Below are 12,016 nucleotides of genomic sequence, written 5' to 3' on the forward strand. Positions count from 1 at the left end.
CCGCCCCGCCCCCCCTTCGACCCCGCGCCGGGGGGGGGGGCCCCCCCCGCCCCCCCCCCCCCCCCCCCGGGCGCGGGGGCGCCCCCCCCCCCCCCCCCCGGCGGGCGGGGGGGGGGGGGGGGGGGGGGGGGGGCCCCCCCCCCCCCCCCCCCCACCCCCCGCGGGCCCGGTACCCGTCCTGCGACGGAACCTTCAGGCGGACACCTCCGAGCGGTCCCCGCCCCACAACGTGTGGAACGACCCGTCACGATCGGTCCGCCGGTACGTGTGCGCACCGAAGAAGTCCCGCTGCCCCTGCGTGAGCGCCGCGGGCAGCCGCTCCGCACGCAGCGCGTCGTAGTAGGCGAGGGCCGCGGAGAAGCCGGGCACCGGCACGCCCTGCCGGGTCGCCGCGACGATCACTTCACGCCAGTCGTCCTGGGCGTCGGCGATCTCCCGGGCGAAGGTGTCGTCGGAGAGCAGGCTCGGCAGGTCCGCGCGGGTGTCGTAGGCGGCGCGGATACGGTCGAGGAAGGCCGCGCGGATGATGCAGCCGCCCCGCCAGATCGAGGAGACCGCGCCGAGGTCGATGTCCCAGTCGTACTCCTCGCGCGCCGCCGCGATCTCGTGGAAGCCCTGGGTGTACGACACGATCTTGGAGGCGTACAGCGCCTGCTCGACCCGGTCGGCGAAGGCACCCGCCTCGGCCTCGCTCAGCGCGGTCGCCCTGGGCCCGGAGAGCCCGCGGGAGGCGTCGCGCAGCTCGGCGTGACCGGAGAGCGAGCGGGCGAAGACCGCCTCCGCGATGCCGGACACCGGGACACCCAGGTCGAGGGCGATCTGCACGGTCCACCGGCCCGTGCCCTTCTGCTCCGCCTGGTCCACGACCACGTCCACGAAGGGCTTCCCGGTCGCCGCGTCCACGTGCGACAGCACTTCCGCCGTGATCTCGATCAGGTACGAGTCCAGCCGGCCGGTGTTCCAGGTACGGAAGATGTCCGCGATCTGCGCGGGCTCGTACCCGGCGACGTCGCGCAGCAGTTGGTAGGCCTCGCCGATCAGCTGCATGTCGGCGTACTCGATGCCGTTGTGCACCATCTTCACGAAGTGCCCGGCGCCGTCAGGACCCACGTGGGTCACACAGGGCGCCCCGTCCGCCGCCTTCGCGGAGATCTTCTCCAGCATCGGACCGAGCGAGTCGTACGACTCCCTGGGGCCGCCGGGCATGATGCTCGGCCCGTTCAGCGCGCCCTCCTCGCCGCCGGAGACGCCCATGCCGACGAAGTGGATGCCCTTCTCGCGCAGGTCGCGCTCCCGGCGCCGGGTGTCCGCGAAGTGGGCGTTGCCGCCGTCGATGATCATGTCGCCCGGTTCGAGAAGCGGGGCGAACTCCTCGATCACCGCGTCGGTCGGCTCACCGGCCTTCACCATGACGACCAGCCTGCGCGGCCGCTCCAGCGCCGCCACGAAGTCCTTGGCGGTCTCGGCCGCGATGAAGGTCCCCTCGCTCCCGAACTCCTCCACCAGGGCGTGCGTGCGGGACGCCGTCCGGTTGTGCAACGCGACCGTATAGCCGTTGCGAGCGAAGTTGCGGGCGAGATTGCGGCCCATGACCGCGAGTCCCGTGACGCCGATCTGGGCTGAAGTGCTCATACGGTGTGGCTCCTCAAGGATCCCGGGGATCCGGTTGTCGGTGGTGCCGTTCGTGCTCGCCAGTATTGCCCTTGTGGCCATCCTGACGTGCCGGTTCGCCGACCGCACGTCCGAGGGTGTGCGGCCGTTCCGCAGGCAGATACGCACGGAGAGCCCCACCTGCCTCAGCGCTCGCACAACCGCGATTGATTCCCGGTCGCCCGGGACGGCAGTGCGGCCGATTGCCGCCTTGTGGTGGCCTGTTCGCAGCGCTTACTTTTGCCCCTCCTGACGCATGTCGAGGGGGACTTCATGCCCATACGCGGCCGGCACCGCCGGTATCAGCCGAACAGGATCAACCGTGCCTCACTGACCGTCACGGCGGGCGGCGCCGGCATGGCGATCCCGTTCATCGGCGCCGGTGGCGCCGCGGCCGCGGACGTGGAGACCTGGAACAAGGTCGCCGCGTGCGAGTCGACCAACGACTGGAACATCAACACCGGCAACGGCTACTACGGCGGGCTCCAGTTCACCCAGTCCACCTGGGAGGCGTACGGCGGCACGCGCTACGCGCCCCGAGCCGATCTGGCCACCAAGGACCAGCAGATCGCCGTTGCCGAGAAGGTGCTGGACGGACAGGGCCCCCAGGCCTGGCCGGTCTGCTCGCAGCGGGCCGGGCTGACCCGCGACGGGAAGACCCCGGACATCAAGCCGTCCGCCACCCCGGACGTGAAACGGGCCTCCACCCCGGACGTGCAGCCGCAGACCACGCCCCAGTCGCGGGCCGGGACCGCCGAGATGTACACGGTCGTCCGCGGCGACTCGCTCTCCGCGATCGCCGACGCCCAGCGGGTCAGGGGCGGCTGGCGGGGGCTCTACGAGGCCAACCGCAGGACCATCGGCGCGGACCCCGACCTGATCATGCCCGGACAACGGCTGAAGGTCAGCGGCACCACGAAGACCGCCGGCAACAACACCAGCACGAGCACCAGCACCAGCACGACGTCCACGCCCGACAAGACCACCGAGGAGAAGGCGACCAAGAGAGACTCCCTGGTCGCTCCCGTGAACGCCTCCGCGGGGACGCCGTACCGCAAGACGGGATCCTCCTGGTCGAAGGGCTACCACACCGGTGTCGACTTCGCGGTGCCCACGGGGACCTCGGTGAAGGCGGTCGGCGCGGGCAAGGTCGTCACCGCCGGATGGGCCGGCTCCTTCGGCTACCAGGTGGTGATCCGGCACGGCGACGGCCGCTACACCCAGTACGCGCATCTGTCGGCGATCTCGGTGAAGAGCGGGCAGACCGTCGGCGGCGGCCAGCGCATCGGACGCTCTGGGTCCACGGGCAACAGCACGGGCCCGCATCTGCACTTCGAGGTGCGGACGGGGCCCGGCTTCGGTTCGGACGTCGACCCGCTGGCCTATCTGCGGGCCGGCGGGGTCAGGATCTGACCCGGCGGGGTCAGGATTTGACGCGGGACCGGTGCCGGTCGATGAGCGGCGCCGGGATGTAGGGACCGCCGTAGAAGGGGCCGTAGAGGTTCAGGGAGTCGTCGGGGATCGACGGCTCCCGGTCCTCGGGGGCGTTGTCCGCGGCCGGAGCCGGGATGACCACCCCCTCCGGGACGGTCGCCGGTGCGGACGACACGAGCACGGCGTCGGGCGCGGGCACGGTGTCGAGTATCGGCGCGGGCACCCGCAGCGCGTCGGACGGTGACGAGGGCACAAGGACCTGGTCGGAGGCCGGCGAGGAGATGATCACGCTCGCCCGCAGCGCCGCCGTCTGCTGCTCGGGCAGCCGGGCGAGGAGTTCCTCGGCCAGATGCTCGGCGGAGACCGGCTCGGTCCGCGCCGGGACCGTCTCGTCCTCGGCGTGGGTGCGCGAGATCCGCTCGGTGGTCAGCAGGATCAGGCCGCCCGCCGCGACCACGCCACAGGCGAGCGCCAGCACGGTGCCCGTGGTGCCGTAGCGGAAGGTTTCGCCGAACATCGTGATGCCGACCGCGGCCGCGACCACCGGGTTCACGACCGTCAGGGTCGCCAGCGGGGCCGCGAGGCCGGCGCCGCGGTAGGAGGCCTGGGACAGCATCATGCCGGCCGTGGCCAGGACGCCGATCACCGCCAGGGACGGGATGTCGCCCGTGGTGACCCCGCCGGTCCAGTCGACGGCGACGGTCTTCGTGAACACCGAGGACATGCCGAACGCTATGCCGGAGGCGGTCGCGAGCAGGATGCTGCGCACCGCGGGGTGGCGGTGCGCGGCCCGGCCCGCGATCATCAGCGCGATCACGGCACCCGCGGTGACCACGGCGACCAGCACCCGCTGGGCGGTGTCCAGCGACTGCGCGTCGGAGGCGCCCACCAGGGAGAGCAGACCGGCCAGACCCACCGTCGCCATGATCGCGCCCCGCCAGGCGGTCGCCCCGGCCCTGCGGCCCACGAACACGGCCGCCATCGGCAGCGCGAACACGATCGTCAGGGCGCCCAGCGGCTGTACCAGGCTCAGCGGGCCGTAGGCGAGCGCCACCACGTGCAGCAGTCCGCCCAGGCCGTTCAGCGCGACCGCGGCCCACCAGGCCGGCCGGCGCAGCGGAGCGTACTGTTCGTCGGGGTCGGACACCGCGACCTGCTCCTGCACGATGGCCCCGGCCGCGTAGGCGACCGCGGAGACCAGCGACAGCAGCACGGACAACGCGAGGGCACTCATGAGCTGCTCCTCTGCGTGAGGCGGGGGCGGTCTGCCCGTCGCGACGAACGGTCGGCTTCCATAGCCAACACGATGCCCGGAAAATTCCTTCCCGTCGTCGTACCTGAGCAGGCAATGAGTCCTACTGCCGATGGAGTACGACGGGTCCCGTGTCCTCCCCAGGATGGGTGACACCCCTGAGGGGCGCACCTCCTTTTCCTTGGTACTACTGCTCTTCGTGGACCTCGACCCCCAGCTCGCAGCCCTGCGGCCCCTCGGCGGCTTCTTCGTCCTACCCACGACCGGAACCCCGAGACCGCCCCTGACGACCCTGGCACGGGCGTACGAGGACGGGGCCTCGGGCGGGGACACAGGCGCCCTGGCCTTCCGTGTCCGCAAGGTCGCGACCGCCCTGCACGCCCCCGAGGAGCGCGTCGCGGCCTCGATCGCACAGCAGGGACTGGCGGCCCGGCTGTGGTCGGTGACGCTCGGCTGCGCCGCCCTGTACGGCCGGGTGCCCGACCTCGACCCCCGGCTGCTGCACTGGGACCCGGACGGCAGCGCCCCCGACGACCTGTGGCTGTCCGCCGTACGACCGCTGCCGGCGGACCCCTCGACCCTCGCGGACCTCGTCCTGCACGCGCACCTGGAGCCCCTCGCGCGAGCCCTGCGCGCCCGCCACCGTGTCGCCCCGGGACTGCTGCGGGGCAACGCGGCCTCCGCGCTCGCCGGCGCCGCCCGTCAGCTGGCCGGATGGGCGCGCGCGAACGGCCGCGAGGAGGCCGCCGCCCGCGCCTTCGACCTCACCTCGGACCTGCTGGGCCACCCCCTCCTCGCCGGCACCGGCACCCTCACCGGAACCACCTTCCGGCGCCGCAGCTGCTGCCTCTACTACCGGCTGCCGGGCGGGGGCGTCTGTGGCGACTGTTGCTTCCCACGACCCCCGCGCTCTTCCCCGCGCGCCGCATCTGGGTGACCATGAAGTCCGAACAGCTGCTGAGAACAGGGGGTTCCGGGTGCGAGTGGGCCTGTTGACCCGGGAGTACCCGCCGGACGTCTACGGCGGTGCGGGTGTCCATGTCGAGTTCCTCGCCCGGGAGTTGAGGTCCCTCGTCGATCTGGACGTGCACTGCTGGGGTGAGGTGTCCCTGGCGGAGAAGGCGGCCGGCGTGATCCGCCACCGGCCCTGGTCCACGCTGGACACCGCCAACGACGCGCTGCGCACCTTCTCCGTGGACCTCGCCATGGCCGCCGGCCTCGAAGGCCGCGAACTGGTCCACTCCCACACCTGGTACGCCAACCTCGCCGGCCACCTCGGCAAGCTCCTGTACGGCATCCCGCACGTGATGACCGCTCACTCGCTGGAGCCCCTGCGCCCCTGGAAGGCCGAGCAACTCGGCGGTGGGTACGCCCTGTCGAGCTGGGCCGAGCGCACCGCGATCGAGAGCGCCGACGCCGTGATCGCCGTCTCCGGGGCCATGCGCGAGGACATCCTCGGCTGCTACCCGACGCTGGATCCGGCCAAGGTCCACATCGTGCACAACGGCATCGACACCGCCCTGTACCGGCCCGACCACGGCACCGACGTGCTGGACCGGATCGGTCTCGACCGCGGCCGGCCCATCGTGCTGTTCGTCGGCCGGATCACCCGCCAGAAGGGCGTGCCCCACCTGCTGCGCGCGGTACGGGACATCGACCCGGCGGCCCAGGTCGTGCTGTGCGCGGGCGCCCCCGACACCCCCGAGATCGACCAGGAGTTCCGGGAGCTCTTCCAGGAGCTCGACCGGGTCCGCGAGGGCGTGCACTGGATCCCGCAGATGCTGCCGCGCCCCGAGGTGATCCAATTCCTCACCCACGCCACGGTCTTCGTCTGCCCCTCGGTGTACGAGCCGCTCGGCATCGTCAACCTGGAGGCGATGGCCTGCGGAACGCCCGTCGTGGCCTCCCGGGTCGGCGGTATCCCCGAGGTCGTGGACGACGGCAGGACCGGGGTACTCGTCCCGGTGGACGACGACTTCGAGGCGGGCCTCGCGCGGGCGCTGGACTCGGTGATCGGTGATCCGGAGAAGGCACGGCGGATGGGCGAGGCCGGAAGGGAACGAGCGGTGGGCGAGTTCGGCTGGGAGGCCGTCGCCCGGCGCACGGTGCGGCTCTACGAGGAGATCGTCAAACAGGCGTAGGGCGACCCGCACAGGGGCAGGCATGGGTCAAACCAGGGTGAGGGGAGCGGCCATGCGTCGTGGTGGTCCTTCAGTGCTCGGAATCGTACTCGCGGGCGGCGAAGGCAAACGCCTGATGCCCCTGACCACGGACCGCGCCAAACCGGCGGTCACCTTCGGAGGAACGTATCGCCTCGTCGACTTCGTGCTCTCCAACCTCGTCAACGGCGACATCCTGCGCATCTGCGTGCTCACGCAGTACAAGTCGCACTCGCTGGACCGGCACATCACCACCACCTGGCGGATGTCGAGCCTGCTCGGCAACTACGTCACACCGGTCCCCGCCCAGCAGCGCCTCGGCCCGCGCTGGTACCTGGGCAGCGCGGACGCGATCCTGCAGTCCCTGAACCTGATCTACGACGAACGCCCCGAGTACGTCGCGGTGTTCGGCGCGGACCACGTGTACCGCATGGACCCGCGCCAGATGCTCGCCCAGCACATCGAGTCCGGCGCGGGCGTCACGGTGGCCGGTATCCGCGTGCCGCGCGCCGAGTCCCCGTCCTTCGGCGTGATCACCCCGGGCTCGGACGGCCTCACGGTGGAGCGGTTCCTGGAGAAGCCGGCCGACCCGCCGGGTCTGGCGGACGACCCGGAGTGCGTGTTCGCGTCGATGGGCAACTACATCTTCACCACCAAGGCCCTGATCGAGGCGCTCCAGCGGGACTCCGAGGACGCGAACTCCGTGCACGACATGGGCGGCTCGATCCTCCCGCAGCTCACCGACCGGGGCGAGGCCCAGCTCTACGACTTCAGCGCCAACCACGTCGCCGGCGAGACCACCCGCGACCGCGGCTACTGGCGGGACGTGGGCACCCTGGACGCCTACTACGACGCCCACATGGACCTGATCGCCGAGCGCCCCGCCTTCAACCTCTACAACCGGCAGTGGCCCATCTACACCCACTCCGGCCAGCTCTCCCCGGCCCGCTTCAACGCCGGCGGCATCGCCAGCGAGTCCATCATCAGCGCCGGCTGCCTCATCCGCGGCCAGGTCACCCGCTCGGTGCTCTCGCCCGGCGTCGTGGTCGACCCGGGAGCCGTGGTCCAGGGCTCGGTGCTGCACGACAACGTCAAGATAGGCCGCGGCGCGGTGGTGCGCGGTGCTGTCCTGGACAAGAACGTCGAGGTGCCTCCGGGCGCGACGATCGGCGTCAACCCGGAACGGGACACCGAGCTGTACACCGTCTCCAAGGGCGGGGTGATCGCGCTGGGCAAGGGTCAGCTGGTGTCGTAGCGATTGGTACGGTCCAGGGGCCTCCGGGTCCCTGGACGTGCGACGGAATCCGTGTTGTCATGCCAACTTCAGTCCATGACAACGTTGTTGTGGAGGTTTCCGTGCGCACCAGACGTCTCAGAGGCCGACTGGCCTTACTCCTCACCGCACTCCTGGGCTTCACCAGCCTCACCGGCCTGACCGCCACGCCTGCCTCGGCCGACGATCCCGTCGAGCCCCGCGGTCTCAAGGGCGAGTACTACACCCAGTCCGCACCCGGCGCCTTCGACTTCCACGAGCTGAAGGCCACCACCTTCGATCCGACCCTCGACTTCGACACCCTGGAGCCCCGCCTCGCCGCCGCGACCGGACGCTCGGACGACGTCAGCGTCCGCTGGACCGGCAGGCTGGTCCCGACGGCGACCGGACCGCACACCTTCTCGGTCATCGGCGACAACGGCTTCCGCCTGTGGATCGGCGGACAGCTCCTCATCGACCACTGGGTCGACGACTGGGACCGCGAACAGACCGCGGAACCGGTCGAGTTGACCGCCGGTACCGCCTACGACATCAAGGTCGAGTACTTCGAGCACTACGGCGGCTCCAACCTCCACCTCCGCTGGACCCCGCCGGGCAGCGCCAAGGAGGCCGTCCCGCAGTCGGCGTTCCGCCTTCCCGAGGGCTACGCCTACGACGGCCCCGTCGCGACCACCGTCCTGGGCACCGGCCGTACCGTCAGGCTCGACTTCGCCCAGCCCCTCGCGGCACCCCCGGCCGGCCTGACCGGCCACCTCGAAGCGGTGATCGGCGGCGCCAAGTGGCCCCTGGACCGCGTCACGCGGGACCCCGCCGACCCCCGGTCCCTTCTCGTCGCCCTCGCCGAACCCGTCGTGGGGAACAAGACCGGCACCGCGCGCGGCAGCGCCGACCTGCGCTACGACGGCGCCGGCGGACTGACCGGCGCGGACGGCGACGCCGTCGGGGCGTTCTGGAGCAGCGGACCCAACCGCTCGACGTATCAACTGCGCACACCGTGGGCCGACGAGGTGGGCGCGGACAACGCCCACCCGGAGTATCCGCGCCCGCAGCTGACCCGCACCGAGTGGCGCAGTCTCAACGGCCGCTGGCAGTTCGCCGCCGCCGAGGCGGGGGAGACCCCGCCCGTCGGCCGCACCCTGCCCGAGCGCATCCTCGTCCCGTACCCCGTGGAGTCCCAGCTCTCCGGCATCGAACGGCACGAGGACCGCATGTGGTACCGGCGCACCTTCACGGTCCCCGCCGACTGGCACATCGGATCGGACCGGCGGCTCCGGCTCAACTTCGGCGCGGTGGACTGGCGGTCCGAGGTCTACGTCAACGGCACCAAGGTCACCGAACACCGGGGCGGCTACGACAGGTTCAGTGCCGACATCACCGACGCGCTCAAGCCCGGCCGGACGCAGGAGCTGATCGTCGGCGTCCACGACCCGACGGACGCCGCGAACGGCGAGAACCCGCCCCTCGGCAAGCAGCGCCTGGACCCGAGCGGCATCTGGTACACCCCGTCCTCCGGCATCTGGCAGACGGTGTGGATGGAGCCGGTGGCCCGCGACCACGTCGACTCGCTGAAACTCACCCCGGACCTCACCCGCGACCGGGTCGTCGTGGAGGCCAGGGGAGTGCGGGACGGCGTACCGATCACGGCGACGGCGTACGACGGGAAGCGCCCGGTGGCCACGGCCCGCGGCCGCACCGGCGGACCGCTCACCCTGACCCTCGCCGACCCGCACCTGTGGTCGCCGGACGACCCCTTCCTCTACGGCCTGAAGGTGACCGTCGGCACCGACCGCGTCGGCAGCTACTTCGGGATGCGGTCCATCGCGGTCGAGCAGGTGAACGGCGTGCCGCGCACGGTCCTCAACGGCGAGCCCGTCTTCCTGATGGCCACGCTCGACCAGGGCTTCTGGCCCGACGGCCTGCACACCGCGCCGACCGACGAGGCCCTCGCGTACGACCTGAAGGTCCACAAGCGGCTCGGCTTCAACTCGGTGCGCAAGCACATCAAGGTCGAGCCGGACCGCTGGTTCTACTGGGCCGACCGGCTGGGCCTGCTGGTGTGGCAGGACATGCCGTCGATGACCGCGGGGGTGAACCCGAGCGCCGAGGCGCGGGCCCAGTACGAGCGCGAGATGAAGGAGATGATCGACGAGCACATCAGCAGCCCGTCCGTCGTGATGTGGGTGACCTTCAACGAGGGCTGGGGCCAGTACGACGTCGGGCGGGTCGCCGAGCAGGCGAAGGCCTGGGATCCGACCCGTCTGGTCAACAACCAGTCGGGTCTGAACCTGGGCGCCGACGGGGGCGCCGGCGACCTGATGGACGAGCACGGCTATCCCAGCCCCGCCCTGCCGCCCCGCCCGGACGGCAGACGCGCCCTGGTCAGCGGCGAGTACGGCGGCCTCGGTCTCGCCGTGCCCGGACACGCCTGGTCCGTGCAGCAGTCGTACGTCGACGTCGACCCGGCGACCTACACCGACGACTACCTGGCCAAGCTGGACGAGGTGCGCGCCCTGGTCTGCCGGGGCAGCAATGGGGCCGTCTACACGCAGATCGCGGACGTGGAGGGCGAGCTCAACGGTCTGCTCACCTATGACCGGAAGGTCCTCAAGCCGGACGTGGGCCGGCTGAGGGCCGCGCACGAGGCGCTGATCCGGGACGCGTCCCGGGCCACCCCGTCGGGCTGCCCGGCGGACCTGCGCTGATGTGATCTCTGGCGCCCCATGAGTCCCGCCCTTCCCGGCAGTGTCCCGAGGGGCGGGACTTAATCTGCTGTTAACTGTGCGTAGCTTGATCGTACTTGACCGTAATCGCCTGAGGGCGATTGACTGCTTGCTCACCCGTCGTCGACGCGAGGCAAGCCATTGACGTCCGACCTGCTCGCACCACTCGACCTGGCGTTCTGGAACATGGAATCCGCCGAGCACCCCATGCACCTGGGCGCGCTCGGCGTCTTCGCGGCCCGCTCACCCACCGCCGGCGCCCACGCGGCCGACCTGCTCGCCGCCCGCGCCGCCGCGGTGCCCGGACTGCGGATGCGGATCCGGGACGTGTGGCCGCTCGGCCGGCCGACCGCCTTCGGCGGAGCCGCCCGCGAGCCCGCCCCCGAGTTCGACCCCCTCGACCACGTCACGCTGCACGCCCCGACCGCGGACTTCCAGGCCGAGGCCGGCCGCCTGATGCAGCGGCCCCTGGACCGCGAACGGCCGCCCTGGGAGGCCCACGTGCTGCCGGGGGAGGACGGTGTCTCGTTCGCCGTCCTGTTCAAGTTCCACCACGCCCTGGCCGACGGCCTGCGCGCGCTGGCCCTCGCCGCCGCCGTCCTGGACCCCCTGGACCTGCCCGCGCCCCGGCCCCGGCCCGCCGAACCGCCCCGCGGACTCCTCCCGGACGTGCGCGAACTGCCGCGACTCGTGCGCGGCGCCCTCTCCGACGTCGGACGGGCCCTCGACATCGGCGCCTCCGTCGCCCGCTCCACCCTGGACGTCCGCTCCTCGGCCGCGCTGACGGCCCCGTCCACCGGCAGCCGCCGCACCGCCGGGGTCGTCGTCGACCTCGACGACGTGCACCGCGTCCGCAAGGCCGTCGGCGGCACCGTCAACGACGTCCTGATCGCGGTCGTCGCCGGCGCCCTGCGCCGCTGGCTGGACGAGCGCGGCGACGGCAGCGACGGCGTCGCGCCCCGCGCCCTGATCCCCGTCTCCCAGCGCCGCCCGCGCACCGCCCACCCGCAGGGCAACCGGCTCTCCGGCTACCTGATGCGGCTCCCGGTCGCCGACCCGGACCCGCTCGGCCGCCTCGCCACGGTCCGCACCGCCATGGACCGCAACAAGGACGCGGGACCGGGCCGGGGCGCCGGCGCCGTCGCCCTGCTCGCCGACCACGTGCCGGCCCTCGGCCACCGGCTCGGCGGCCCGCTGGTCGGCCAGGCCGCCCGGCTCTGGTTCGACATCCTGGTCACCAGCGTGCCGCTGCCCAGCCTCGGCCTGAAGCTCGGCGGCAACCCGGTCACCGCGGTCTACCCCTACGCCCCGCTGGCCCGCGGCCAGTCCCTCGCGGTGGCGATCTCGACCTACCGCGGACAGGTCCACTACGGCCTCGTGGCCGACGCCGGAGCCGTACCGGACCTGGACCGGTTCGCCCGGGCCCTGTCCGAGGAGGTGGAGACGCTGATCACCGCCTGTGAGCCTTGACGGTCACGGGTTTTGGAGGACCGGCCCGGCGCTCCGTAGAATTCCCCGTTCGACAGCG

Annotated in this window: 8 protein-coding genes; 6 read left to right on the forward strand and 2 right to left on the reverse strand. The window is 72.1% G+C overall.

Annotation, left to right across the window (positions count from 1 at the left end; translation table 11 throughout):
• Window positions 1-192: 192 nt before the first annotated feature.
• Window positions 193-1,632 carry an NADP-dependent phosphogluconate dehydrogenase gene (gene gndA, locus K4B79_RS43750; protein WP_232033029.1) on the reverse strand — a complete coding sequence of 480 codons (1,440 nt, stop codon included), beginning with the start codon at window positions 1,630-1,632 and terminating at the stop codon, window positions 193-195.
• A 291-nt stretch (window positions 1,633-1,923) separates the two neighbouring features.
• Between gndA and K4B79_RS43755 the strand changes: the two genes are divergently transcribed.
• Window positions 1,924-3,063 carry a transglycosylase family protein gene (locus K4B79_RS43755; protein WP_232033030.1) on the forward strand — a complete coding sequence of 380 codons (1,140 nt, stop codon included), beginning with the start codon at window positions 1,924-1,926 and terminating at the stop codon, window positions 3,061-3,063.
• A 10-nt stretch (window positions 3,064-3,073) separates the two neighbouring features.
• Here K4B79_RS43755 and K4B79_RS43760 read toward each other — a convergent pair whose 3' ends face one another.
• Window positions 3,074-4,318 carry a DMT family transporter gene (locus tag K4B79_RS43760; protein WP_232033031.1) on the reverse strand — a complete coding sequence of 415 codons (1,245 nt, stop codon included), beginning with the start codon at window positions 4,316-4,318 and terminating at the stop codon, window positions 3,074-3,076.
• A 163-nt stretch (window positions 4,319-4,481) separates the two neighbouring features.
• On the opposite strand from K4B79_RS43760, the gene K4B79_RS43765 reads away from it, so the two are divergent.
• The 5 genes from K4B79_RS43765 (at window position 4,482) to K4B79_RS43785 (ending at window position 11,958) form a co-directional block, all read left to right on the forward strand.
• The gene (locus K4B79_RS43765) at window positions 4,482-5,273 is read left to right on the forward strand and encodes a (2Fe-2S)-binding protein (RefSeq protein ID WP_232033032.1); all 792 of its coding nucleotides are present in this window, start codon (window positions 4,482-4,484) and stop codon (window positions 5,271-5,273) included.
• Between the two features lie 40 nt (window positions 5,274-5,313).
• Complete coding sequence (gene glgA / locus K4B79_RS43770) at window positions 5,314-6,477, forward strand: glycogen synthase (RefSeq protein ID WP_232033033.1); 1,164 nt, start codon at window positions 5,314-5,316, stop codon at window positions 6,475-6,477.
• 52 nt (window positions 6,478-6,529) lie between these two features.
• Window positions 6,530-7,750 (forward strand): glucose-1-phosphate adenylyltransferase, encoded by a 1,221-nt coding sequence (gene glgC / locus K4B79_RS43775; protein ID WP_232033034.1) that lies wholly within the window; start codon window positions 6,530-6,532, stop codon window positions 7,748-7,750.
• 101 nt (window positions 7,751-7,851) lie between these two features.
• The gene (locus K4B79_RS43780; RefSeq protein WP_232033035.1) at window positions 7,852-10,470 is read left to right on the forward strand and encodes a PA14 domain-containing protein; all 2,619 of its coding nucleotides are present in this window, start codon (window positions 7,852-7,854) and stop codon (window positions 10,468-10,470) included.
• Between the two features lie 159 nt (window positions 10,471-10,629).
• A complete protein-coding gene (locus K4B79_RS43785; protein WP_232033036.1) occupies window positions 10,630-11,958 on the forward strand; it encodes a wax ester/triacylglycerol synthase family O-acyltransferase in 1,329 nt (442 codons plus the stop codon).
• Window positions 11,959-12,016: the final 58 nt, after the last annotated feature.

It is taken from the genome of Streptomyces lincolnensis (assembly GCF_021173675.1).
GTDB classification, from domain to species: domain Bacteria; phylum Actinomycetota; class Actinomycetes; order Streptomycetales; family Streptomycetaceae; genus Streptomyces; species Streptomyces lincolnensis_B.

What these genes read in the sequence shown, in the direction of transcription:
- K4B79_RS43760 (WP_232033031.1), bottom strand. Translation starts at nt 4,318, where the DNA reads ATGAGTGCCCTCGCGTTGTCCGTGCTGCTGTCGCTGGTCTCCGCGGTC.
- glgC (WP_232033034.1), top strand. Translation starts at nt 6,530, where the DNA reads ATGCGTCGTGGTGGTCCTTCAGTGCTCGGAATCGTACTCGCGGGCGGC.
- K4B79_RS43755 (WP_232033030.1), top strand. Translation starts at nt 1,924, where the DNA reads ATGCCCATACGCGGCCGGCACCGCCGGTATCAGCCGAACAGGATCAAC.
- gndA (WP_232033029.1), bottom strand. Translation starts at nt 1,632, where the DNA reads ATGAGCACTTCAGCCCAGATCGGCGTCACGGGACTCGCGGTCATGGGC.
- K4B79_RS43765 (WP_232033032.1), top strand. Translation starts at nt 4,482, where the DNA reads ATGGGTGACACCCCTGAGGGGCGCACCTCCTTTTCCTTGGTACTACTG.